Annotated in this window: 20 protein-coding genes and 1 tRNA gene; 10 read left to right on the top strand and 11 right to left on the bottom strand. The window is 52.1% G+C overall.

Going from position 1 to position 24,584, the window contains the following annotated elements:
* Positions 1 to 123 precede the first annotated feature (123 nt).
* Positions 124 to 888: a glycoside hydrolase family 25 protein gene (locus tag LBQ97_00285; protein MDR1831160.1), complete on the top strand. Its 765-nt coding sequence runs from the start codon at positions 124 to 126 to the stop codon at positions 886 to 888.
* Here LBQ97_00285 and LBQ97_00290 read toward each other — a convergent pair.
* A complete protein-coding gene (locus LBQ97_00290) occupies positions 879 to 2,150 on the bottom strand; it encodes an HD domain-containing protein (protein MDR1831161.1) in 1,272 nt (423 codons plus the stop codon). The two genes, LBQ97_00285 and LBQ97_00290, sit on opposite strands and share 10 nt — an antisense overlap.
* A 171-nt stretch (positions 2,151 to 2,321) precedes the next feature.
* On the opposite strand from LBQ97_00290, the gene LBQ97_00295 reads away from it, so the two are divergent.
* Genes LBQ97_00295 through LBQ97_00305 form a run of 3 tightly spaced genes read left to right on the top strand, consistent with a single transcriptional unit; the run spans position 2,322 to position 4,200 of the window.
* A complete protein-coding gene (locus LBQ97_00295; protein MDR1831162.1) occupies positions 2,322 to 3,026 on the top strand; it encodes an ATP-binding cassette domain-containing protein in 705 nt (234 codons plus the stop codon).
* A gap of 41 nt (positions 3,027 to 3,067) precedes the next feature.
* Entirely contained in the window at positions 3,068 to 3,568 is a 501-nt protein-coding gene (locus LBQ97_00300) for a flavodoxin family protein (GenBank protein ID MDR1831163.1), read from the top strand.
* Positions 3,565 to 4,200, top strand: a complete 636-nt coding sequence (locus LBQ97_00305) for an NAD(P)H-dependent oxidoreductase (GenBank protein ID MDR1831164.1) — start codon at positions 3,565 to 3,567, stop codon at positions 4,198 to 4,200. The genes LBQ97_00300 and LBQ97_00305 overlap by 4 nt, the downstream gene beginning before the upstream one ends.
* On the opposite strand, the gene LBQ97_00310 is transcribed toward LBQ97_00305, so the two are convergent.
* Genes LBQ97_00310 through LBQ97_00330 form a run of 5 tightly spaced genes read right to left on the bottom strand, consistent with a single transcriptional unit; the run spans position 4,197 to position 9,010 of the window.
* Positions 4,197 to 5,858, bottom strand: a complete 1,662-nt coding sequence (locus tag LBQ97_00310) for an NFACT family protein (GenBank protein MDR1831165.1) — start codon at positions 5,856 to 5,858, stop codon at positions 4,197 to 4,199. The two genes, LBQ97_00305 and LBQ97_00310, sit on opposite strands and share 4 nt — an antisense overlap.
* An 18-nt stretch (positions 5,859 to 5,876) precedes the next feature.
* Positions 5,877 to 6,551, bottom strand: a complete 675-nt coding sequence (locus LBQ97_00315; protein ID MDR1831166.1) for a MarR family winged helix-turn-helix transcriptional regulator — start codon at positions 6,549 to 6,551, stop codon at positions 5,877 to 5,879.
* A complete protein-coding gene (rpe, locus tag LBQ97_00320) occupies positions 6,548 to 7,225 on the bottom strand; it encodes a ribulose-phosphate 3-epimerase (GenBank protein ID MDR1831167.1) in 678 nt (225 codons plus the stop codon). Before rpe ends, LBQ97_00315 begins: the two co-directional genes overlap by 4 nt.
* Positions 7,215 to 8,099 carry a ribosome small subunit-dependent GTPase A gene (rsgA, locus tag LBQ97_00325; GenBank protein MDR1831168.1) on the bottom strand — a complete coding sequence of 295 codons (885 nt, stop codon included), beginning with the start codon at positions 8,097 to 8,099 and terminating at the stop codon, positions 7,215 to 7,217. Before rsgA ends, rpe begins: the two co-directional genes overlap by 11 nt.
* Before the next feature lie 32 nt (positions 8,100 to 8,131).
* Positions 8,132 to 9,010, bottom strand: a complete 879-nt coding sequence (locus LBQ97_00330; protein ID MDR1831169.1) for a PASTA domain-containing protein — start codon at positions 9,008 to 9,010, stop codon at positions 8,132 to 8,134.
* A gap of 202 nt (positions 9,011 to 9,212) precedes the next feature.
* On the opposite strand from LBQ97_00330, the gene LBQ97_00335 reads away from it, so the two are divergent.
* From LBQ97_00335 to LBQ97_00355, 5 genes are all read left to right on the top strand, one after another.
* A complete protein-coding gene (locus tag LBQ97_00335) occupies positions 9,213 to 10,505 on the top strand; it encodes a DUF4143 domain-containing protein (protein MDR1831170.1) in 1,293 nt (430 codons plus the stop codon).
* A gap of 124 nt (positions 10,506 to 10,629) precedes the next feature.
* Complete coding sequence (gene hpt, locus LBQ97_00340; GenBank protein ID MDR1831171.1) at positions 10,630 to 11,181, top strand: hypoxanthine phosphoribosyltransferase; 552 nt, start codon at positions 10,630 to 10,632, stop codon at positions 11,179 to 11,181.
* On the top strand, positions 11,181 to 12,002 hold the full coding sequence (rsmA, locus tag LBQ97_00345) for a 16S rRNA (adenine(1518)-N(6)/adenine(1519)-N(6))-dimethyltransferase RsmA (protein MDR1831172.1): 822 nt from the start codon (positions 11,181 to 11,183) through the stop codon (positions 12,000 to 12,002). Before hpt ends, rsmA begins: the two co-directional genes overlap by 1 nt.
* Before the next feature lie 5 nt (positions 12,003 to 12,007).
* A complete protein-coding gene (locus LBQ97_00350) occupies positions 12,008 to 12,247 on the top strand; it encodes a DUF4911 domain-containing protein (GenBank protein ID MDR1831173.1) in 240 nt (79 codons plus the stop codon).
* Positions 12,248 to 12,405: 158 nt separating this feature from the next.
* Positions 12,406 to 12,480, top strand: a tRNA-Gln gene (locus LBQ97_00355).
* A gap of 49 nt (positions 12,481 to 12,529) precedes the next feature.
* Here LBQ97_00355 and LBQ97_00360 read toward each other — a convergent pair.
* From LBQ97_00360 to LBQ97_00380, 5 genes are all read right to left on the bottom strand, one after another.
* Complete coding sequence (locus tag LBQ97_00360) at positions 12,530 to 12,838, bottom strand: septum formation initiator family protein (protein MDR1831174.1); 309 nt, start codon at positions 12,836 to 12,838, stop codon at positions 12,530 to 12,532.
* Positions 12,839 to 12,852: 14 nt separating this feature from the next.
* Positions 12,853 to 13,371: a peptide deformylase gene (gene def, locus LBQ97_00365; protein ID MDR1831175.1), complete on the bottom strand. Its 519-nt coding sequence runs from the start codon at positions 13,369 to 13,371 to the stop codon at positions 12,853 to 12,855.
* Between the two features lie 20 nt (positions 13,372 to 13,391).
* On the bottom strand, positions 13,392 to 15,386 hold the full coding sequence (gene priA, locus LBQ97_00370; protein ID MDR1831176.1) for a primosomal protein N': 1,995 nt from the start codon (positions 15,384 to 15,386) through the stop codon (positions 13,392 to 13,394).
* The gene (locus LBQ97_00375) at positions 15,383 to 17,530 is read right to left on the bottom strand and encodes a transpeptidase family protein (protein MDR1831177.1); all 2,148 of its coding nucleotides are present in this window, start codon (positions 17,528 to 17,530) and stop codon (positions 15,383 to 15,385) included. Before LBQ97_00375 ends, priA begins: the two co-directional genes overlap by 4 nt.
* 238 nt (positions 17,531 to 17,768) lie before the next feature.
* Positions 17,769 to 18,578 (bottom strand): cyclase family protein, encoded by an 810-nt coding sequence (locus tag LBQ97_00380; GenBank protein ID MDR1831178.1) that lies wholly within the window; start codon positions 18,576 to 18,578, stop codon positions 17,769 to 17,771.
* Between the two features lie 428 nt (positions 18,579 to 19,006).
* On the opposite strand from LBQ97_00380, the gene LBQ97_00385 reads away from it, so the two are divergent.
* Positions 19,007 to 24,584 (top strand): filamentous hemagglutinin N-terminal domain-containing protein (locus LBQ97_00385; GenBank protein MDR1831179.1); only part of this gene is annotated, 5,578 nt, incomplete at its 3' end.

The raw sequence follows: 24,584 nt of genomic DNA on the forward strand, positions 1-24,584 counted from the left end.
GTTGTAATTTTGTTTTCACTATAGAGCTGTACTTTGGCCGGAATTATCCGATAAAGTGAAAAAAACAGTGGAAATATGCGTGAAAACTTGGTATAATCAAGTCATGATCATCAGGGAGGACCCATGCGCTTGAAAAAAATCCTCAGCCTCGTGTTCCTCGCGGGAATTCTGGCGTCGCTGCTGTTTACGCTGGCCATCAAAGGCGGCAAATTGTGGATTACTTCCCCCTTTGCCTTCTTTTATCCTGTGCGAGGCGTCGACGTCTCGTCCCATCAGGGTCTCATCGACTGGGAAGTCCTCGCTTCGGCCGATATTGACTTTGCCTTTATCAAGGCCACGGAAGGCAGTACCTTCAGAGACAGACAATTTTCCAACAACTGGCAAAATGCCGCCAAGGCCGGGCTCCGGATCGGCGCCTATCATTTTTTCAGCTTTGAGAGCTCCGGCGAAAAGCAAGCCGAAAACTTCATCGCCACCGTCGAAAAAATCGAACACATGCTCCCGCCGGCCATCGATCTCGAATTTTACGGCGAATACGGGAAAAACCAACCCGAAGCAGACCCGGTCAGGAAAAACCTCCGAGCTCTCTCGGACCGATTGGAGGCCCATTACGGCATGAAGCCCGTCATCTATGCCACGAAATCCTCCTATGACAAATACGTCGCGGGCTTTTTCCCCGACCACGATATCTGGATCCGGAACATCCGCTTCCTGCCGAGACTCAGCGACGGCAGGCCCTGGACATTCTGGCAGTATTCCAACCGGACGAAGCTCAAAGGCTACGAGGGGCAGGAAGATCATATCGACCTCAATTTTTTCCGGGGCGACGCCGTAAGTTTTCGGCGCTATCCCGAGGGCGCAGCCAGATCCAAGACCGCTCAGCGCTGAAAATACGAGACATAGTCCACGTGATGGGGGCCTTCCGGGAAGAGATGACGGTAGAGGGCGATAAAATAGTCGTCGGTCATGCTGGAAATAAAATCCGTAACGATCCGGTTGGGCTCCTCCCCGCTGTAATCGGGGGCGTCCTTGTCCATCCGGTTCTTCATCACAAAGTCCACGTGGTGATCAAAGATAACTGATTTTTGCCGCTTGAGCCGCACATCATCGAGCAGGCGTTCATAGAGAGCCTCAAACATGGGCTTTACGGTTTCGTCGTATTTTTCGAGAATAGAAGCGTTTTTATAGATCACTTCGTTGTTTTCTTTCTTCATTCTGATCAACTGACTGAGCATTTCCTCCCCGATCCCGATGTAATCTCTGCCGTAGCTGTGTATGACAATGTCGACGGCCACGTTCTGTAAAAACGTCGCGTGGTCCCGCACGTCATCGGTAAATTCCGACAGCCTTTCCACGGGAATAATATGCGCCTTTACAGCGTCTTCTCGGTCTTTTCCGACGTAGGCCAGCATATCGCAGATCCGGACCAGGGCCCCCTCGAGGGTCGAGGGCGCAAGGGACCCGATTTTCAGCTTCCCCAGCATGGCGCATTCGTCAAGGGTCTCGTCAAATGTAGCAAAATCCTTGATTTGGCTCCGATTTTCGTAACGGGAAAGCAAGGCCCCGTTGTGACAGAGGACGCCGTCCAGGGTCTGGAGCGTCAGATTCGCGCCGAATATGGTATCGAGGACCCGCACGCTTTGCACGTTGTGGTTGAACCATCTGCCGGTCTCCCGATGATAGAGCTCGTTCAGTATGGCTTCCCCCGCGTGACCGAAGGGCGTATGCCCGATATCGTGGCCGAGGGCGATCGCTTCGATCAGATCGAGATTCAAACCGAGGAGACGCCCCATATCCCGGGCGATACGGGAAACGAGCTGCACATGCAGAGCCCGGCGCGTAATGTCGTCGTTATGAAAAAAGGAAAAAACCTGTGTCTTGTCGGCATAGCGGTTGTAATGGGGCAGGTGCATGATCTTTTCCACATCGAGGGAAAAGGCCGGTTTCAGTATGTTTCCGGACAGATCGCCGTTTTCCTTCCGGCGTATGGCCGATTCGTTTCCCGTGCTGTAATCGAGCACCCGGAGATGCTCGTCCCGCCGGATTTTTTCCAGCAGCGCCCGGCTCAATTTCTTTTCCCGCATGTTTCCTCCACTCCCCCGGCGGCTGTGGCCCGTTTCCGTAAAAACGGCCGCCTGCAGATCCGCCATTTTGATTATAGCACAGTTTTTCGCCGCTTGCAAGAGGCAAGCGTCCTGTGTCCGCCCGATTTTACTTGAAATTTTCCGGATTTTGTGTTATAATAAGCTATAGCGGTTTTTTGAAAATGCCTTAAAATGTGCGAAAAACGTCCACAAAATCAGTAGAAGGATCGTGAAATCATGAGTGAAATGATATTAAGCGTAAAAGACCTCAATCTGACGGTGAAGGGAAAACGTCTACTCGAAAATATCAATTTTTCCCTGAGCAAAGGCGAGTATCTGGCCATCGGCGGGATCTGCGGCTCGGGAAAAAGCGTACTGATCAAATCCCTTCTGGGACTCATCACCTCGGGACTCACCGGGGAAATCCTGTATCACAATATCCGAAAGGACGAAGTAACCTATATCCCGCAAAACACGCTGGACGCCAGGGAAGACTTCATCGGCTCGGCCAAGGAAGTCATCGCCATCGGACTTTTGACCAAGCTCAAATGCGCCTGTATGACAGACGAACATTGGCAAAAAGTCGACGATGTGTTGGAAAAGCTCCATCTGACCGATGTAAAGGACAAAAAAATCAACAAGCTCTCCCAGTGGCAGCAGTTTAAAGTCAAGATCGCGCGCCATTTGATCTGCGATCCCAAGCTGCTTTTCATCGACTGCCCCTCTTCAACCTCAAACACGAAGCTGAAAAACGAGCTCTATAAGATTCTCAAGACCCTGTGCAGCGAAAAAAATATCACGATTGTCCACATTACGCCGGAAATCAAAGGAATCTCAACCTTCGCGGACAAGCTCCTCTTTCTGAACAAAGGGGACAATTCCTTCTGGTTCGGCGATTCCAAGCAGTATACGCCGGAAAAGCCCGTCGAAAAAGAGGCGTAACCGGTAGCCCATCAGAAAATACCCGCAGCGGGAGGCATACCATGAATTTAGTGATCCATGATCTGGACGCGAGGTCCCTCAAGGCCATGGTTCCGGATCTCAAGGCAGACCGGGTGATCGGCCCCGACAAAAATATCCGGCATTGTGTGGGCTGTTACGGCTGTTGGATCAAAACGCCGGGAAAATGCGTCCTAAGCGACGCCCATAACGACATGGCCCAATTGCTCGGCCAATCGGAGCGCGTAACGATCGTCAGCCGTTGCGTTTACGGCAGTTACAGTCCCTTCGTCAAGACAATTCTCGAGCGCTCCATCCCCTATCTGCATCCCTGTTTTACGGTCAAAAACGGTCTTATGCGACACAAGGACCGCTATGAAAAGAAATTTATCCTCGATGTGGTCTTCTACGGAGAAGGGATCAGCGCCGAAGAAGAGGAGACCGCCCGGGAACTGGTCGCCGCCAACGCGTCCAATATGGGGGCAACCCTCGGCGAATTGCGATTTACCGGCAATTCTCCGGCAAAGGAGCGTGAGGCCCAATGAAAATCGCGATGATCAACGGCAGTTCCAAGAGTCGTTCGGGAATTTCCGACATCCTGCTGGCCTATCTGAAGGCCATGCTCGAGTCGGCGGATTCTTTGGCCGCGTCAGCTATCCAGGTAAGTAAACTCAAAGACGGCAAGCTCAGCGCCGAAGAAACAAAGGCGATCGCCGCCGCCGATAGTATCGTCTTCGCTTTTCCGCTCTATGTGGACGGGCTCCCCGCGCCTATGCTCTCATGGCTCATGTCCATGGAGAACGCGTTTCCGGAAAAAAGGCCTCTGATCTATGCCGTGGCCAATTGCGGCTACTATGAAGGCATACAGAGCCAAACGGCCATATCGATACTCAAAAACTGGGCAGTTCGCGCCGGAGTCCCCTGGGGAGCGGCCCTGGCCGTAGGCGGAGGACCGATGTATTTCAGCGCGAAAATCGCCGCAACAGGGCCAGGAAAAGCCACTTTCGCGGGATTGGAGGCCCTCGCCCGGCATATACTTCTCCAAGAGACCGCCGACGATCGCTATACGTCCCCGAGCCTCCCGCGCTTTCTCTACAGCTTTACGGCGAACCAGCAATGGAAGCGGGCCATTCGCGCAAGGGGCCTCAAGGTCAGCGACTTGGGGAAAAAGGCTTAATCGAGGGCTTTCTTTTCGACAAGGACGCCCTTTTCATGCGTATAGGTCACAAATCCGGGTTTTCCGCCCTTGGGCTTGCGGATATATTTCTTTTTCGTATAGTCCACCAAAACCCTGCCGCCGGGGGGAACCGCCGTAAACCAGGCGGCCACTTGGCAACCGGCCGCGATATCGTCTTCGGTGAAGGGGAGACCCTGCGTCTCCGGCAGGATCACATGGGCGCCGGGCACGTTTTTTCCGTGAAACCACAGGTCCTCGCGACCCGCCGTTTGCAGCGTCAGACGGTCGTTTTCCAGATTGTTCCGCCCGTAGAGAAACTTTCTGTTTTTGTAAATCACCTCGCCGTATCCCACAGCCTTCGACTTTCCGGAGGCTTTTTTGTTTTTCCGGTTGAAAACGTTTTCCTTGTCGCGCACGACGCCCTGCCGCAGGGCTTCTTCATAGATCAGCCGCAGGTTTTCAATGTCTCCCCCGCCGTCGATAAAAAAGAGCAGGCTGTCCAGCCAGTCCAGATCGGCGCGGATCTCCTCCAAACGTTTCATGTTTGCCTCAAGACCGCGTTTGGCGCGGTTATATTGCTTATAAAATTTATCTAAATTTTCCTTGGGCGTGAGTCTGATGTCGAGCGGGATGGCAATTTCTTCGTTCCGATAAAAATCCGCGGCTTTAAGATTAGCGTCTCCTTTATTGACCCGGTAGAGATTTGCCGCGAGGATGTCGCCCATTTCCCGAAAACGCTCATAATCTTGCCGCTCCGCTTTTTCCGCGTTCAGAATATCGAGAATTTTCCTGTCTTTTTTGATCTTTTTTTCGACCTGCCCGCGGAGATACTTTTTCATGACGTCATAGGCCCGCGAAAGCTGGAGGCGGGCCATATAGGCGGCGATCATGTCCTTGTAGCTCCCGAAGGTAAGTATTTCCTCGCCTGGAGCGGGCGCAAGGGGCAGCACCGTCGCCAATACAACCGTTCCCTTTCGCGTAAAAATCCTTGGATCGGGCGGCGCGTCCAAAAAACGGCGCAAATCCTCATAACTTCCGATCTGCTCGGAGCTTCTTTTCCCTATACCTTCCAATTTTTCCCGAAGAAGGGCGGGGAGACGGTCTCCGGCCTCATTGCGCCACGCCGCGAAATCTTCGGGCGTCACGTCATAGGGTGAATTTTTCCCCGCCAGGGCGGGCTTTTCATAAAGCGCCCCGGGAAAAAGCGGGCGTCCCTTTTCTTCGTCCAGATAGCGCCGTTTCATAAGATCGATGATCTGATCGACGTTGTCCGTAAAGATAAAATTGGAACGACCGCCCATCCATTCGAAATAAATCCGGTATTCGCGGCTTTCTCCGAGCTCGGTCAGTCGTCTGAAACGAAAGCGGTAGACGCGGTCAAGGCCCAATTGCTCGAGAGAGATAAGCTCGGCCCCGGGCAAATGCTTGCGCAGCGTGTCGGTCAAACCTCCCGAAGGATCCAGTACGGTCTCCTTTTCAGAGGCCTCGTAGAGAACGGGAAAAGCGCCGTCGCACGAAAAAACCAGTTCCCTCCTGCCGAAAAACAGCGAGAGAGAACTGTTGGTATTCCGCGTTATTCTGTGTATCCGGGTCCCCAAGAGCGATTGTTCCAGCTCATTTCGGATTTTTCGCAGGGACAAGCCGTCAAGATAGAGCATACTTCATCATTTTCCTCATTATTCCGTTTCGATACCGATCAAATTTCTGGCGTCGAGCACGTTGAGCTGCAGGACCGCGCCGTCGCCTTTTTCCAGCGTAAACATTTCCTTGTCCTTGGAGGGAAGCACCTTTAAAATCGCGAAATTCTCGATGCCGTGTTCGGCGAAATAATTCTGGACAATGGGCGTCCCCTTGATCTCCACAACGGAAACCTTGGTCCCGGCGGGAAAATCACTGACCGCCATGGGCTTGAAATGAGCGGTCTTGTTTCTCAAAGATTTGAGAATAATCTCAAAGACATGCTCGAAGACTTCAAGTTCCTCTTTAGGGATATTTTCGGTGATGCTGGCCATAATCATCTTGTGGTAATTGTTGTGATAGGAAAGGGCCCCGAGACCGGTCTTGGTCAGGGATACATAGACCTTCCGCCGGTCGATGTCCGAGCGACTTCTGTCGACGTAGCCTTTCTCCGTCAACTTGGAAATCGCCACCGTCGCCGTGCCCATGGTAATCCCGAGGCGGTCGGCCAATTCGTTCATCATAACGGACTCGTTGCCGATGGCGTCAATAATATGCAATTCCGTATGGGTCAAAGACTTGATCCCCCGTTTGAGGGCCATATCCTCGGTCCGGTAAAATACTTTGTAAAAACTTTCGAGTAATTCATTGATCCGATTGATATCCACCATTATCCATCACTCCCCGGGGCCGCAGCCGTTCGCTCCGCGACCTCCCGTAATTTTTTGATTCTTTCCGCGTAGTCCCCGCCAAAGATATAGGTCCCGGCCACAAAGACATTTGCTCCCGCTTTTGCGCACTGAGCGGCCTCCGTTTCGGCGATCCCGCCGTCCACTTCAATATCGATTCCCGGGGCAGCTGCCCTCAGGTCGCGGATTTTTTTCAACGTCAGCGGGAGAAAGGATTGCCCGCCAAAGCCTGGATTCACGCTCATCAAGAGGACAAGATCCACATCGGGCAGCAGGTAATCGAGGACGGAAAGGGACGTCGCCGGATTCAGAGATACTCCCGCTTTTCTCCCGTTTTTTTTGATCTCCTGAACGACTTTATGCAGATGATCCGTAGCTTCCACGTGGACGGTTATGGTATCGGCCCCCGCTTCAGCAAAGGCGCCGATGTAACGTTCGGGCCGGACAATCATCAAATGGACGTCCAGGGGGAGGTTCGTACACGTCCGGAACATCCGGACCGCGGAAACGCCGAAAGTGATATTGGGTACAAAGCAGCCGTCCATAATGTCCACATGGATTTCGTCGGCGCCGGCGGCGTCAAGGGCCCGAATCTCGTCGCCGAATCGCAGAATATCGGCCGCCAGTATGGAAGGCGCGACGCGAATTTTATTTTTCATGTTTGTTCCACCTCGTCCGGGAGAGCTTTTGAAAGACCTTCCGGTAAAATTCATAACGCATATCGGAAATCTTTCCCGCTTCGACGAGCTTTTTGACCGCGCAGCCGGGCTCGTCCATATGCCGGCAATTGAGGAAGCGGCAGGATTGTTCGGTCCGCAGGAATTCCGGGAACAGCGAGATCAGGACATCGGAATTTTCAATATCGGGAATGTCCACGGAGGAAAATCCAGGCGTATCGATGATAAAGCCGTTGACATCAAAGGGAATCAGGCGCGTCTCTTTGGTGGTATGACGGCCGGTCAGCTTCCGGCTCGTTTCGCCGGTCTCCATATGCACATGGCTCTGGAGCACGTTGACTACGCTGGATTTCCCGACGCCGCTGGGACCGCCGAAGGCGCTGGTGGCCCCTTTGATATACTGTCGTACGTCTTCTATGCCGATATTCCAGTCTCTCGAGATATAAAATACTTGAATTTTGAGATCTTCCAAAAATTGTAATTTTTTTTGAATTGTCTGCAATTCATTTTTGGACAAAAGATCAATTTTGTTGATCAGGATAATCGGGGAAATCCCGTAATAAAAGCTGTTGAGCAGCAGAATGTTCAGTTTTTCAAAATCAAGATCGGGATTTTTGACCGCGAACTGGATCAGGATATAGTCGATGTTGGCCACAAGGGGTCGTCCCAAAAAGTTCCGGCGTTCTTCGATGGCGTCGATGGTCCCCTCGGGGGAAAACTCCACGATATCCCCAACAACGCAGTTATCGCGTTTTTCGCTGCGTTTCAAAATCCCCCGGAGTCGGCACTCATAAAGCCTGCCCTCCGATTGGACATAATAGAACCCCTGCACTTTGTTTGTGACAACGCCTTTAATAAGATCACCGTCCGATTAACGTTTGCCGTGGATCAATTGCCCGTGGCGTCGGGGATATCCGCGCCGATTTCGTTTACGGTCGTCGTACCGTCGGCGTCCCCGGCGTCATCGCCGAGCCGCTCCACAGGCCGCTCCAGATCGCTTTTATTGACCGTAAGGCTGATGGCCGTTCCGGCCCGCACCGTCACACCCGGCAGCACGCCGGCTTCCGTGACGACGTTATTGTATTTGTCCTTGATCTTTGTCATTGTGATCTTGCCGACCACGAGGGAGCTGTTTTGCAGGGCGGCGGTCGCCTCATCGAGCGTCAGGCCCACCAGCGTCGGCGCTTTGACTTCCGTAAAATTGGAATTTCCACTAATAAGAAAGGAGATCTTGTCGCCCCGACGCAGCAGCGTATCGGTGGCCGGGTCAGTGGAAAGCACCTCGTTTACGGCTTTATTGGTCATGGTGCTAACGACCCGCTCGACCTGGAGACCTCTCTGCAAGGCAATGGATCTGGCTTCGAGAAAATTCATGCCCACAAAATCAGGCACTTCCACGAGGGCGCTGCCTTTGCTGACCCAGACGCGGATGTTCCGGTGGATCTTGACGACCTGTCCCGGTTCCGGTTCCTGCAAAAAAATCTCGCCGACCGGAAGCTTCGAATATTCTTCACCCACGAGCTTGACGTTGACGTTCTGACCGGCCATGGCCTTTTGCACATCGTCGTACATCAGGCCCAGAAAATCCGGCGTATAATAATAGGTCTCGTTGAAATATACCCGCTCGGCGATCTTTACGACAAAAAACAGCGTCCCGAAGACGCAGAGCCAGGCCGAAAGCGAAAGCAACAGGGATTTTTTCACGCTGACCTCCGAAATCCCTCCGTTATCCCGCTCACGGAGGAATTCATGTTTGATTTGTCTCATAAAAAATTTATTTTGCGAAATATCGAAATCATTATTTGATCTATCTAATCATATCACAAATACCGAAAATTTTCAAGCCTACCGGATAAATTTTCGAATCTTTTCCCGCCACGGAAAAATCCCCGAAAATAAGAACGAAAAACTGTAAAAAATCTTGCCTTTTGTTGATTTTTGAGGTATAATCAGGTACTGGAGGGAAATCATGGAACGAGCCCGCATGAAAAATCTGATGACCTGGAAGAAGGGAAAACGCAGGAACCCGCTGATTTTGTATGGTCCGGCCCATACGGGCAAGACCCGTCTTGTGACGGACTTCGGGGAAAAACAATATGGATCAACTTTTTTATGGAATTTTTTCAACAATAAAAAATTATCAGACATTTTTAGAAAAAACCGGGACCCCGAGTCGATCATTCAAGGACTCGAAAAGCTCTCAGGCCGGGAAATTGCCGCCGAAGACACGCTTCTAATCTTCGACGAGATCGAAAACTGCCCCGAGGCTGTGAACAGTCTGGACGCCTTTGCCGAGAGCACGCCCCAGTACGATATTATCGCGACTTCCTCGCTTTTGCCGCTGGCCATCGGCGGCGAGCGCTTCAATTTTCCCGAAAACGCCCTGACGCTGAAGCTCTTTCCAATGAGTTTCAAGGAATTCCTCTGGGCGGCCGGACAGAAAAAACTCGTCGACGAGATCGAAAATTCCTGGCGCTTTCATTACCCGATGTTTGGACAACTCCATGAGACGGCCCTATCCCTGTGCCGCGCCTACATGAGCTGCGGCGGCATGCCCGCTTGCGTGGAGGCCTGCCTTCAAAAGGAAGCGCCGGAAACCCTGAAGGCGCTGCAAAAGGATATCCTGGCGTCCTGGGAAGACGACATGGCCCGCTACGCCACACCCTACAAGACTTTCCGGACCATGGCGGTCTTTGAGAGTATGCCGGGGCAATTAAAAAAAGAAAACAAGAAATTTATGTATACGCTGCTCCAGGAGGGCGGTCGCTCCAAATCCTATGAGTTTTCCATGAACTGGCTCAAAAAAGCCGGTTTCGTCATCCAGAGCGGCAAAGTCAAAGAAGGAACGCAACCGCTGACGGCCCACCGGGATCCGCAGTCCCTCAAACTCTACAACGCCGACGTCGGTCTCTTGACGGCCGCCGGGAACTGGGACGCCGACGCGCTCCTGGCCGACAGCCTCGAGAACGGCGAAACGAAAAAGGCCATCCTCGAGAACTACGTGGCCCAGGAACTGACCTGCAACGGCTATACGCCCTGGTATTGGGAATCGGAAGGGAAAGCGGACATCGACTTCGTGATCCAGCGCGCCGACGCCGTGATCCCCATCGAGATCCGGGCCGGAAAAAGCGCCAAGGGAAAGAGTTTCTCGGTATTCCTTAATAAATATCGTCTCAATTACGGGATCGAGATCTCCGAGCGGAATTTTTCGCTGGAGGGCAATATCCGCCATATTCCGGTATACGCGGTTTTCTGCATTTGACGCGCCTTAGCGCGTCTTCAAAAAAAAACAGAAAAATCCTTGCGAAATTCCCCCGCGGGTGATAAAATAACTTGTATTTTCATTGCTTAACGCGCCATGACAAACTGTTAGGAGGAAGAACGAATTGGAGTACACAATCGAAGTGATGATATCCCGGGACAGGATCGAAAAGAAAATCAAAGAACTGGCCGAGCGGATCGAGCGGGACCACAAGGGAAAAGAGCTGATTTTTATCGGCCTGCTCAAAGGCTCCGTGATCTTTATGAGCGATTTGATCAAGGAGATCAAGCTCCCGATCATGATTGATTTCATGAGCGTTTCCAGCTACGGCAGCGGCACAAAAACCACAGGAATCGTCAAAATTTTGAAAGACATAGACTTTGAGGTCAAGGACAAAGAGCTCTTTATCATCGAGGACATCATCGACAGCGGCCTCACGCTCAAATACGTCAAGGAGTTTCTCCTGGCCAAAGGGGCCCGGAAGGTCCATATCTGCACGCTCCTCGACAAGCCCCAGCGCCGCAAGGTCGATATCCGAAGCGACTATGTGGGCTTTGAGATCCCCGACGAATTCGTCGTGGGCTACGGACTCGACTATGCCCAGAAGCACCGCAATCTCCCCTATGTCGGCAAGATCGTCGTGAGAAACGGCGCCGCCGGCGGACAGGGCAAATAATGGCCTTCAGGGCGAAAAAAAAATACGGCCAGAATTTTCTCGCGGAAAAAAGCGACATCCTCGGGAAAATCATCGATACGGCGGAAATCGGCAAAGATGACTGCGTATTGGAGATCGGTCCGGGACAGGGCGCGCTGACGGCATTACTTCTCGATCACGCCTGGGCCCTTACGGCCGTGGAGATTGATCCGGATCTGGAAGAGCGACTACGCAGGAAATTTGCCGGCTACGAACGCTTTGAGCTCATTATGGCGGATTTTCTCACGCTGGACTTGCGAGCCGGACTCGAATCCTGGCGGGATCAGGGAAAGCGCGTCAAGCTCGTCGCCAATATCCCCTACTACATCACGTCGCCGATCCTCCGAAAGCTCATGGAATACCGGGACTTGCTGGACGGGATCTTCATCATGGTCCAAAAGGAAGTAGGGAAGCGGATTTGCGCAAGCTCGGGCAAGGCCCGGGGCGTGCTCACGCTGGCCGTCGAATATTACGGCGAGGCAAGCTACGGTTTTACCATCGACCGGAGCGCATTTACGCCCGCGCCCAACGTGGATTCGGCTTTTATCACGATCCGGCCGTGGAAGGACAGGCGTTGGGAACAACAGATCGCCGGAGAACTGTTTTTCCGCTATATCCGAACCGCCTTCGCCGGCAAGCGAAAGACACTTTTGAACAATCTGGCCGTCCTGGGAATCTCCAAGGCGGAATTGAGCGCCATATTGACTGAATTGGGCATCGACGCCGCCGAGCGGGCGGAAAACGTCTCCATAGCGCAATTTACGCGGCTGATCCCGAGACTCGAAGCCGCTCTCGGAAAGTGAAGGCCATGGAAAGCTACGAATTCAAGATCCAAAGCAGAAAAAACGATATTGATTTCATCAATAAAATCGTCGAATCCTACGAAGGCGTCGGTTTTATCAAGACCGTAGACGCGGCGCAAGGGCTGATCAGCTTTATTGTGACGCCGGACTTTATCGAAACGGCCCGGGAGATCGTGGCCGACCTGAACCGCCATCACGTGGAGACCCGCATCGCCTCCGAAGGGAAATGGGACGGCGTCCTCTGAAAGCGCGTATTTTCAGAGATTTTGGCTTCACCGGAAAATATTTTGAGAAATTTTTTCAAAAAAGGGTTCTCAGAACACCCGAATTATGATATAATAATTATTGCGGATTTCCGTGAAAAAAACAGAACGGACGATCCGACATCGCGAAAAAAGCTTCTTGGGTGATAGAAAAGCGGTAATTCACCAGGCTCTGACCCTGGCATGCGTAGGTTCGAATCCTACTCACCCAGCCAGAAACCAAGGCCTTTGGGCCATAAAAAATCCTTCCGGCGCGGAAGGATTTTATTTTTCGGGATTTTCCACGAGTTTGTAGACAATCTCGCCTTTTTTGATCATTTGCAACTTATCCCGGGCCAGCTTTTCCCGGTAATAGGCTTCATTGAGCCGCGAGACCTCCGTCTGGCGGGCCGCCAGTTTCTTTCGTTCCTCGCCGATCCGGGCGTTCAGCTCGTTTCTGGTCTCGGTCAGCTTCCGGATCCGGAGAATGCCCTTGTAGATTTGCGGCCATTGCAAATAGAGCGCGACCGCCACGACCGCGAAGCAGAGGGCATTTTTGATAAATTTGCCGTTGCCGGGGGGATTATTTGCCATGACGCGCTCCTGGTTCAGGTCTCAGAGGCAGCTTTTTTGATCTGCGAAAGCTTTTTTCTGATCATGCGTTTGGCGACCGGAGAAATCTTGTCCACAAAGAGGACGCCCTCAAGGTGGTCGTATTCATGCTGGGCGATAACGGCCCGGAAGCCTTCGAGCACCATGGACTGGGGCCGGCCTTTTTCATCAAGGAACTCCAGCCGGATTTTTCCCGGGCGCTTGACATTTTTGTAGACGCCGGGGACGCTGAGACAGCCTTCCACAAATTCCATAAGTTCTGTAGTAAGCGGTGTGATCACGGGATTAACGACCATTTTGACGACGTCTTCCTCCGTATAGCACACGAACATCCGCAGCGGAAAACCGACCTGTGGCGCCGCAAGACCCACGCCGTTTGAGGCTTTCATGGTCTCCGCCATCTCTTTCAGGATCGTTCTCATCTCCTCATTGACCTCGGGCACGTCCTTCGCCCTTGCCCGCAGGGCCTCATTGCCATATTTCAAAATCGTATACACGACTTCAGCTCCTTTCAATCTTCGCTCCGCGATTTCTATTATATCAGATTTACGGGGTCAATATCAACGGAAATCCGGATATTTTTTTTCGGCCCCGTTTTTTCCGTCCCCGTCTCCTCGAGTATAGCGCCCAATTTGCGCTTATAGGCCGCGATTTCTTTCTTTTCCCCCTTGATAAAGATATTGTAGCGGTAGCGGTCCTTGACCCGGTAGACCAGGGACTGCATGGGACCCAGGATCGTGACGGCGTCGTCCGCGATCCGCGTCCGGAATTCCTTCACGAAGGCCTGCAAATCTCCTTCGGAGGGGGAGGAAAGGCCGATATTGATCGTCCGGGAAAAGGGGGGGTAGGAAAGCAGTTTCCGCGTCGCCATTTCCTGCCGGTAAAATTTGTCGTAGTTTCCGTCAAGGATCGCGGTAAACGTATGGTTTTCGGGCTGATAGGTCTGTACGACGACCTTGCCTTTGCGCTCGCCGCGCCCTGCCCGGCCCGCCACCTGGGTCACGATCTGGTAAGTCTTTTCCCCCGAACGGAAATCGGGAAAATTGAGAATCGTATCGGCGTTGATGACGCCCACCAGGGTCACGTTGGGGAAATGGAGTCCCTTGGCGACGACCTGGGTGCCGATGAGGATTTTGTATTTGCCGGCCGCGAAATCCCCGTAGACTTCGGCGTAAAAATCCCGCTCCCTGGCTTTTTCCGAATCCACGGAGACCACGGGGACGTCAAAATATTTGCGGATTTCCTCTTCGACGCGCTCGATGCCCTTGCCGCTGTGAACGAGGTTCGTCCCGCCGCAGACCGGACAACGACCCGTATAGGGCTTTGTCTCGCCGCAGTAGTTGCACTTGAATACGCGTCTGCCGGCGTAATAAGAGAGCTTGATGGAACAATGGGGGCATTCCTCCACGGCCCCGCAATCCGTGCACTGGATATAAGTCGAATAGCCCTTGCGGTTCAAAAACAGGATGACTTGCTCCCCGCGCCGCAGCGTGTCCCGGATCTCCGTCAGGAGTTTTTTGCTGAAATAAATATCTTTTTCCCCGCGCATATCGACGATCTCCATGGTCGGAAGCAAGGCGTCGTTGTAGCGTCTGTCGAGGGAAATGAGATTGAAGAGACCGGATTTGGCCCAGGCGTAGCTTTCCACCGAGGGCGTGGCGCTTCCGAAGACGACGGTCAAGTCTTCGAGCTGGGCCCGTCTGAGAGCCACGAGCCTCGCGTGATATCTGGGGTTCGAATCCTGTTTATACGTCGTCTCATGCTCCTCGTCGAGGATAATGTACTTGAGGTCCCGCACCGGGGCAAAAACGGCCGATCGTACGCCCAGAACGATTCTTTTCGCGCCCGTATAGAGGGCGTACCATTCCTTCCCCCGTTCCGCCGGCGTGAGCTTGCTGTGAAGTACGGCCACGGCGTCCCCGAAGGTCTCCCGGAAGCGCGTGACCAGCTGGGGCGTCAGAGAAATTTCCGGTACGAGAAAAATGCTGCCCCGGCCTTCGTCAAAGGCGTGACGTATCACTTCAATATAGATCTCGGTTTTTCCGGATCCCGTGATCCCCCGCAGCAGATGATAGGGCTTTTCTTCTTTCAATATGGCGTCCCGGGCCGCTTCCTGTTCGGGGGTCAACGTAACGGCGCGGGGCTCGCCGGGATATTCCGGCTCGCCTTGCGCGCCTGAGGGCTTTCGTTTTCGGGTTTTTCCCTGCATGATCCTGTCGATCCGGACTTTGAGATTTTTCGGCAACACGGCCCGGATGATTCCCGGAAGGCTGCACAGATAATAGTCCGAGATCCAGCAGAGTAACGAAATATAAGCGGGCGTTAGGCGTATTTCCCCCGGAAGGGGCGCCGTTATCGGCAGGATTTTGTATTCATGATGTTCGGCGGTATCGGGGCCGATGACGAGGCCCGAGGCCGTCTTTCCCCGGAAAGGGATCTCGACCCGCTCCCCGGGCTCATAGCGGTCCTCAGGATCGGCATAAGTAAAAAGCCCGTTGGTGTTATCGGGAAATATCTTGTAGTATCTCATGGATTCCTCTCTTGCGCGCTGATTTCCTTCAACAGGAACGAGGATTCGGCGGGAATATCGATTTTGATCTCGTGGGTCAGGACCACTTTGACGGCCTCGACGCCGAAGAGGGCCGCTCCCGGCGCGGGAGACTGACTCTCCACAAGGCCGGTCCCCTCGATTTCCGGGGCAATGCCCGTATCAAAGAAAACATTGATGACTTCCCGGGCTGAAAGTCCCGTGAGATCCGGCATACGGTTGCCTTCAACGCGCCGGCGGTTAGGTTTAATGATGCCGTTGATCTCAGCGGTCGTTTGACCTATGCTCTTGATTTCCATGGCTTCGGCGCTTCCCGCCGGCAAAATGCCCTTGATTTTGATGATCCGCTTGCCGATTTCCGCAAAGACAGGGGCCGCTACGGCGCCGCCGTATTTTTCCTCGATCTTTTTGCCGCGGTTGGGCTTCACAAACATGACCAGAACGACGTAAGCCGGTTTATCAACCGGGAAAAAGCCCACAAAGGACGCGAGGTAATCGTCGGGGAGATAGCCTCCCTTAGGCGAGGCGATCTGCCCGGTGCCGGTTTTCCCGCCGATCCGATATCCCTTGATCTGGGCCCGGGTTCCGGTCCCTTTCTGGACAGCCTGTTCCAGCATGGATTTCATGAGTTCCGAAGTTTCGGGCTTGATGACCGTATCGACGGCCGCGGGTACGTTTCGCCGGATCACGACGCCGTTTTCGTCCTCGATCCGCTCCACGAGGTAAGGCCGGTATCGTACGCCTCCGTTGATGACCGCCGCGAAGGCGACCGCCATCTGGATCGGCGTCATGACGATCCCCTGTCCGAAGGAGCGGTTCACCTTCGTCAGGAGATTCCAGCTCTTCATGGGGAGATTGCGGGGGCGCAACTCATTGGGAAAATCGACGCCGGTCCGCTCATAAAAGCCGAATTTTTGCAAATAATCCTCAAAGGTCTTATTGGAAAATTTCTCTCCGACCTGGACCATGCCGGTGTTGCTGGAGCGGGTAAGGATTTCTTCCGCGGTGATGACGCCCTTGAGGGTCTTCGTGGTCTCGCGGATCGTGTGCCCGACCCGGGTCAGGGTCCCGTCGCCGATATTGAACGTATCGCCGGGCTTGACGAGATCTTCGTTGAGCGCGGCCGACATGACGACGGATTTGAAAATGGAGCCCGGTTCGATCTGGTCCTGGAACGTCCCGTTACGCAGGGCTTTCCCGGCGCTGTAGAGCGAAACGGAGGCAAGGACCCTGCCGTCCCGGGGGTCCAGCACAAGGCCGTAGGCCGCCTCCGCCTTTGTGGCCGCGAATTGCTTCTCGATCTCCTCGGTCAGGACGATTTGCACGTCGCTGTCTATGGTCAGGTAAATGTTCTTGCCGTTGATTTGTTTCTGCATGACGGGTTCCGTGGTGGGGATGCTCTTGCTGCGGTCCCGGACGACCTGCCGGTCCTGTCGGGCCGTCTTTTCCCGCAAATAAGCGTCATAGGCCTTTTCAATTCCGAAAATGCCGGTTTTTTCGTCTTCCGCCCCGTCCGTATAGCCCACGTAGCCCACAATATTGCGGTAGCGTTCGTTGATCCGCTCCACGGACTCCCCGAAGTAAATCTCGTTTTTCCGGAGGCCGTTTTTTTCGATCAGGTCGCTCACCGTATCCCGCTGCCCTTCCGTGAGGTTTTTTTCGATCCGTTTATATTTGCGATTGATTTTGGCGAGCTCCACGAGGGACGCGATAAATTCGTCCTTGTCGCCGCTGATGAAGGGCAGGTCAAAGATTTCGCCCAGTGCCTTGGCGATTTCGGGTTTCGTGTGGATCCGGCTCGGGTCCACGGCCGCCTCGTATGTCGTGCTGTTCCAGGCCAGAGGCCGCCCGGCGCTGTCAAAGATTTCCCCTCTGCGCCCTCTTCTCAGACTGAAGGCGCCGCTTTGCCTGCGTATGGCCTCGCTGTAGGCGTCGCTGTTTTTGAGCTGAATATGGATCAGTCGGCAGACCGCCAGCAGGAAGAAAAAGAGGGCGATCCGCGACGACAGCAGGGCTCTCGTCCCGAAATAGCCGTATTTACGCTCTGATGGGCTCTTGTGGAACACGTAGGCGAAGTAAAGGAAGAAAAGGAGGGCGTAGATCAAGGGAAAATAGCTTTTTTTCACCAAACAAAAACAGATTATGACGACATTTGCGACGATAACCGCTAGTTTTATGGTATTTTTCAAGATCTCTCCCCAATTGAGGGATCCTCTCTGTTCCAAGACGTTCTTTCCTCCCTGACAGTCATGCTTTATACCAATAGTATAGCATTTTTCGGGGAGAATGAGAAGGGGTTTATTGATCCGGGCGGGAGTTGCTTCCCCCGCCCGTATTTTGGCTGAAAAAATTCAATCGCTTATTCTACTTGGGGATTACCGCGAAGACCCGGCTCGTAAAGCCTGTGCCGCCCTTGATTTTCGGGAAGGTCACAAAGATCACGCCGCCCACCGGAGGCAATTTGTCCAGGTTTTTCAAGAGCTCCACATTGAGTTTGCCGCTGTCCAGCACGTAATCTTCGCCGATGAAGCCGACGGTGGAACCGGTCACCGCGGAATCGGTATCGGCCGTCTCATGTCCGACCGCGGCCACATTGCGCTCGCCCACTAAAAACTTCAGCGCTTCGAGATCCCAGCCGGGATAATGGGACTGTCCCTTCTTGTCTTTATTTTCGTAGGTCTTGATATCCCGTTTGGACCAGTCGCTGCGGAAAGCCACAAAGGCCCCCTCGGGGATCTTCCCGTATTTCTTCTCGAAATCGAGAATATCCTGTTTTGTCAGCACATAGTCGTTGTTCTTGGCGACCTCGGCCGATTTGTCAATGACAACCAGCTTGTAGGCCAGTTCTTTGGGGCCGTAATCGTCGGTCTGGCGACCCTTGGGGTCAAAATGCGCCGGAAAATCCGTGTGGGTGCCGTATTGACCGGGCAGCGTGTACTCGTAGGTCAGGAAGGTGTTGCCCGTCGTTTCAAAGGTGTAGATGGCCTTGACCTTCAGGTCCTTGAAACCATGCCAATGAGGGGTCTGGGGGCTCACGTCGAGGCTCAGGTCCACCCACTCATACTTGTCCTTGACTTTGTCCAGCTTTTTCCAGAGCGCCTTGCTCTCTTTGGCCGATGTCAGCGTAAAGGCAAGCACAAACAGCGTTAAAACCAGCAATAACTTTCTTTTCATTCGTTCACTCCTCCTGTGTCATACTGTATTTTCAGTCTGCTTATACAATAAATTCAGACCTCATCGGTATCATAACACGGAACGGGGAGGGACGCAAGGAGATTTATTTTTTGTGAACTTTGGGGTGGGATTTCTCAAAAATGGAGACAGAATTGATGGGAAACATACATTTTGTTCTGGGTCAGAACGATGAATCTTGACTTCGAAGTTAAAAAAATCTTTTTTGCCCGATTGCCCATAAATTCAGGCCAGTTTTTGTATACACTTCATTTTGACATTTTATTGCTTGACATGATTGCCATAATGGGATAATATGTAAGTTAATAAAAACGAAAAGAAAAATCGCATCATGTTCTACCTCATTCGTTTTGGAATTTTTGAGACGAATATTTTTATAATCACGGCGAAATTGCCGGAGGGAGGATCCCATGAGAAAGAAAAAGAACGCCAAAAAACGAGTGACGGAGGAGATCAAAATCGTTGTCCGGAGCCTAAAACAAAGGTTAATGGCTGTTTTTTTGCTTTTTCTCATGCAGGTTCAGCTCTTTGCGGGCATTGTACCTGATCCCATCACCATAGGAACACGGGTCACAACGACATCAACCGGAATAGATCAGGTCGATATTGCAAGACCCAACGCCAACGGCACATCCTATAACGCTTACAAAGAATTTGATGTTGACGAGAAGGGGCTTATTCTCAATAACAACATTTATATCGTGGTGAATACAGAACTTGCGGGCCTGATCGCCCGAAACCGAAACCTTGACGGCCCTGTCGAGGCAAAACTCATCATCAATGACGTTACAGGAAACAAAGGCTCGACCATCAAAGGAATCATTGAAATTGGCGGCGCCAAGGCTGATGTCGTGATCGCCAACCGAAACGGCATCAATATCAACGGCGGCGGGTTTATCAATGTGGGATACGCCACGCTGACAACGGGCCGTTTGACCATGAAAGACGGCGATTTAGCAGAAATCCAAGTAGATCAAGGGCATCTTGGGATAGGATCCAAAGGACTTGACGCCACACGTCTTGAATCTTTGGATATAAGCGGAAAAACCATAGGAATTGACGGTCCCATCAAGGGATCGGACCAGACAAAGCTCAGGGTATCTGCCGGATCCCAGAACATCAATTACCGGACAAAGAAAGTCACCAGCAAAGGAAAGACCTATGAAGGCGTTGCCATTGACGGCAAAGCCTTAGGGTCCATGTACGCCGGTAAGATTGATGTCATAGCGAATGACAAAGGCGCGGGCGTCAACCTCAAAGGAGATTTGATCAGCCTTGACGATATGACCTTGACCTCAGGCGGGAAACTCACCACATCGGGCAAGGTGAAAAGCGCCAAGAAAGTACGCTACAAGGCTGAAAAAGCAGTACGTGTTGAAAATGAACTCTATGCCGGAGAAAAAGCGGAAATCAAGGGCGCTGAGGTAGAGCTTGCGGCAAAAGTTGTGGCGGGCTATGAAAATAGCGGCACAGGCGTATTGGCTCTGGAGATTACCGGAACCGATATATCGAGTACCGGAGAAATCGAAGTATTTGGCACAGCCAAAGTCACAGGCGAAACAATAACCAATTCCGGGACCTTCGTTGCCGATGAAGAAATCGCCCTTGCGGCAGGGAACACAACCAACAGCGGCGAGATTGCCAGCGGAAAAGTAGGGATTACAGGAAAGACTCTGGACAACAGCGGCGTCATCCAGACCACGGACTTGAAAGTGGTTTTGGCCGGAATAACCAATAGCGGCCTGATCCAAACAACCGAAATTGGACTAACCGCAGATGAAATCACGAATTCTGGTATTATTTCCGTTGAAAAAGGCATCAGCGCCAAAGGCTCAAAACTTTATAATGCAGGTGTCATCACAACGCCTGGAGCGCTTCATTTTGCCTATGATGAAATGGGGAATATCGGGGGTCTTCTCTATGGTGAAAAGGAAATCGTCCTTGAAGGTCTGACGCTTGATAATACCGACGGCGTCATTTCAACCTTGGGCAATATGACCCTGACCATAAAGGATATCACCGGAAAACGCGGGACGCTATCTGCGGAAAACCTTGCGATTACTTCAGATAATCTGAGTAATGAAGAAGGGACAATTCATGTAGCGAACTTCGCGGCCGATCTTGTGGGGACGCTTAATAACAATGGCGGCGCCATCGTAAGTGAGAAGAGCATCCGGATCACCGCAAGGGATCTTTTGAGCCAATATGGAGTAATTTATACCGACGGAGAACTGGTTATCACCACCTCAAATCTTCTGGATAATAAAGGCGGAACCATCGTAGGTATGCTTGATACTCTGGGCGGGAATACGCTCATCAACGAAGAAGGCCAGATTCTAACCAATAAAGAGTTGACGCTCGCAAGCCTCTACACGAATAATACTGGCGGGGAGATTTTCACTCCCGAAAGAATAATCATCACCGGAGACACATTCGTCAATGACGGCGGATACCTCCATACCAACAAAGGAATCACAATCACCGTAACCCGGGCAAGCAACAGGGACGGATTTATCTTGTCCGACGGTCTCACCAAAGAAATGCTTGCCGCCATGGAAGAAGCGGCAGCCGCAGAAGACGAACCCGCAATTGAAACTCCGACAGAAGAAGAGCTTCTTGCCGAAGTTGAGGAAGAAACCCCCCCCGAACTGGCGCTTGAAGAAGAAGCCGAAGTCATTCTTTATGACGGAATAGCGCTTATCGCCAATACATTGGATAACACCAAGGGCATAATCCGAAGTCTGGGCGATCTTGTTATTACAGCGGATACCACAAACGACGGCGGCGCATTGATCGGGGCCAATATTGATTATACCGGAAATTTACTGAATAAAGACGGGACTGTTTCGGCAAGCGCCATATCCATAACAGGGAACATCACTGGAAACAGCGGCGGGAGCATCGCAGGCACAACCATTGCCATTGTGGGCGCGACAAACAACAACGGCGGAATCCTATCGGCTGGCACAATTGACGTAACCGGAAATGTAACAGGAAATGCCAATGGCATAATTACAGGCCAGACGCTTACTATTGCGGGGGCGGTCAATAACAACAGCGGCACAATTCAAGCCAGCACGATTGACATTACCGGAAACGTGACAGGCAATGCCGATGGTACGATTCTTGGTCAGTCCGTGGCCTTAACGGGATCCGTCAATAACAACAGCGGAGACATCACAGGCGAAACCGTAACCATAACCGGATCAACCAGTAACAACAGCGGAACCATTCAGGCGGGAATCTTTGAAGAAACAGGGAATCTCACCGCAAACGCCAAGGGAACCATCGCGGCAGACACCATCGAAATCACAGGAAACGTCAATAATACCAGCGGAACCATTGAAGGAAACGAAGTCGCACTTGCGGGAACAGTCACCAACAACAGCGGAACTTTGCGGGCAAACGAACTTGAAATCACAAAAGGCCCCCTCACAAACGCCTACGGCCTCATTGAGACCGGAAACCTCACGGCCAAAATCGGGAACTTCAACAATAATTACGGGACAGTTACGGGTTTAGGCAGCATCATCTTAACCAATGTATCGAATGACCACGGAAAAATCATTTCCGACAATTATATTGAAATCACGAACTCCGGAAACCTCAATAACAATTACGGCGCGATTGAAAGTAAAAGCGCCGAATCAGGTGTAATAGTCAATATCGGCGGGACACTTCTTTATACAGGCGGCCATATCACCTCATTGGGGACCGTATCCGTCACCACAGGCGGGGACATTGTTCTTGATTCGAGACTTGAAGGAAAAGTCGCGACCATCATAGACGCCAATACGATACGTGTCACAAGTCAAGTTGACCGGACAGGGATTCTGGAGTTGACCGGACGAAACGGCTTTGACCTCCAAGCCAATGTTGCGGCAAAGACATTGAGTCTCACCACCAATGTAGGACTTACCGTAAACCATACGTTAAACGGCAAAGAAGGCCTTTATATCAACGCCCATTCGCTTGAAAACAGCGGCCTTTTGACATCGAACGCCAATACGGCCGTAAGACTTGGGAAAATTGACGCCGACGGAAACGTCCAGTATACGGACGCAAACCAGCTCAAAAACTATGGCACAATCACCTCCGGCGGGGATACCATTATTATAGGCGGCCGCCTCTACAATTTGAACGGGGCCACCATAACCGCCAAAACGAATACGATCCTTATGGGAAACCATCTGGATAATATCACCACAGCCACAAGAGATGGAAACGCCGTTACAGTAGGGACAGGAAGCAAAATCACGGGAACGAACGTCCAAATCCAAGTATCGGGGACTGTCATAAATGGATTCTATGACGTCGGCGGCACAAGTACCAGAGCAGACGGAACCATCAAAGACAACCGGACAGTCACAGGCGGCGCATTTGGCACAATTGCGGGAACAACCGCAACCCAGATCGAAGCCGGAAACCTCCAAAATCGGGGCAATATCGGATATTCCGGAAAAGGCGCGACTTATATAGAAGTAACAGGCCAACTCAAAAACGAACGAACCGGGAACTACGGCAACGCCAACATATTGGGCGCAACCGTTGTCGCCATAGGAAAAGCCGGAGTCATCAACACAGGGGCATTAATCAAAGGAACGACCTCAACCTATGTAGCGGCACCCAACGGAACCATAGTCAACCAGTCCACCGTCAAAGACGGCGCGGTCATCTATACCCATCAAGAAGAAAAGAGCATCGAAAATAGCCGCGTATATGACGATTACCGTCTTGATGAAGAAATCCCCGGCTTGAAAGGGCTTACCATAAGCCGGAATTCTCAAACGACCATAACAAACCTGACCGGCTTACCGGCAGATATCGTAGCGGCCTATAACAGCGCCAAAGCGGCCGGAAAGCCCGTACGAGTAGCGGTATCTTACAGAGCGGGCTATTCAGGCGGCGGTGATAACGGCAGCGAAGAACCCGGGGTATATACGTTCGAAGTTCTGGAAGCCTACACGGTAGTTGATATCAGAGGCGAAGGACTCAACAACATCGGGACCATAGAATCCGATGGAATTGTAGTCCTTGAAGGGAAAAACATCACCAATATCGGGGCCAAGATCGCAGGTATTGGCGGCACATCCATCAAAGCCACGGAAGACATCAAAGACACCTCAATTGTCGTAAGCTATTCCTACAAGGGCAGCGACAAATATATTGAAGACAACAGTTATTACGGCAACAAAGACTGGGATGAAGCCTCGGGAACCTTCAATATCTCAGGCCAAATCGGCCAAGGCGGCACAACCCAACTCACGGCAGGCCGTGACATCAACCTCATCAATAGCTACGTGCAAGCGGCCGCAGACGTTGTGCTTTATGCCGATCGGTATATCAACAGCCTTGCGGTCAATGATACCCTGTACCGATACGACTATGACAAGAGCAAGAGCGGCAGTATAGTAAAAACGACCAGAATAAAGACATGGACCATAGACGATAAGTACGCCAACGGGACGGAAATTTACGCAGGCGGCAATATCCTCATGAACTATGGGGCGAAAGACGCTGACGGCAAAGATCTTGCTTTGAAAAACCGAGGCGTTTTCCTGCAAGGAACCGACATGTACGCCGAAGGCGGGATTGCCGTAAAATCTTTGGGCAATATCTATACCCAAGGGACCAAAGACGACCTTTACCACTATGACTACAGCAAAAAGTCCCGCAGCCTCATCGGAATCAAGATCAGCTCATCCAGTCATTCACGGACAGCCGACTACGAAAGCTACAACCTCACAAATTTCTACGGCAGTACCGGGTTTATGATGGATTCCAATGATAAGCTCACCATAGAAGGGGCGTCCATCTACACGAACGGGAACCTGTATCTCAGAGGGCGTAATGGCGTAGAGCTCCGGCCAGGCATGGCGTCAAGCTATTATCTTGAAGTCTACAAGAAAAGCGGCCTATCCGCGAATCTTTCCATTGGGAAAGGCGGGCTTTCCGCAGGTATCGGCTACGGAAAGATGAAAAGCGTCT

This window comes from Fusobacteriaceae bacterium (assembly GCA_031272775.1).
Taxonomy (GTDB): Bacteria; Fusobacteriota; Fusobacteriia; order Fusobacteriales; family Fusobacteriaceae; genus JAISST01.

Coding starts and splice junctions, on each gene's coding strand:
- LBQ97_00310 (MDR1831165.1), bottom strand. CDS start 5,858: ATGCTCTATCTTGACGGCTTGTCCCTGCGAAAAATCCGAAATGAGCTG.
- LBQ97_00335 (MDR1831170.1), top strand. CDS start 9,213: ATGGAACGAGCCCGCATGAAAAATCTGATGACCTGGAAGAAGGGAAAA.
- LBQ97_00305 (MDR1831164.1), top strand. CDS start 3,565: ATGAAAATCGCGATGATCAACGGCAGTTCCAAGAGTCGTTCGGGAATT.
- priA (MDR1831176.1), bottom strand. CDS start 15,386: ATGAGATACTACAAGATATTTCCCGATAACACCAACGGGCTTTTTACT.
- LBQ97_00285 (MDR1831160.1), top strand. CDS start 124: ATGCGCTTGAAAAAAATCCTCAGCCTCGTGTTCCTCGCGGGAATTCTG.
- LBQ97_00295 (MDR1831162.1), top strand. CDS start 2,322: ATGAGTGAAATGATATTAAGCGTAAAAGACCTCAATCTGACGGTGAAG.
- LBQ97_00350 (MDR1831173.1), top strand. CDS start 12,008: ATGGAAAGCTACGAATTCAAGATCCAAAGCAGAAAAAACGATATTGAT.
- LBQ97_00380 (MDR1831178.1), bottom strand. CDS start 18,578: ATGAAAAGAAAGTTATTGCTGGTTTTAACGCTGTTTGTGCTTGCCTTT.
- LBQ97_00300 (MDR1831163.1), top strand. CDS start 3,068: ATGAATTTAGTGATCCATGATCTGGACGCGAGGTCCCTCAAGGCCATG.
- LBQ97_00330 (MDR1831169.1), bottom strand. CDS start 9,010: ATGAGACAAATCAAACATGAATTCCTCCGTGAGCGGGATAACGGAGGG.
- rpe (MDR1831167.1), bottom strand. CDS start 7,225: ATGAAAAATAAAATTCGCGTCGCGCCTTCCATACTGGCGGCCGATATT.
- rsmA (MDR1831172.1), top strand. CDS start 11,181: ATGGCCTTCAGGGCGAAAAAAAAATACGGCCAGAATTTTCTCGCGGAA.
- LBQ97_00290 (MDR1831161.1), bottom strand. CDS start 2,150: ATGGCGGATCTGCAGGCGGCCGTTTTTACGGAAACGGGCCACAGCCGC.
- LBQ97_00360 (MDR1831174.1), bottom strand. CDS start 12,838: ATGGCAAATAATCCCCCCGGCAACGGCAAATTTATCAAAAATGCCCTC.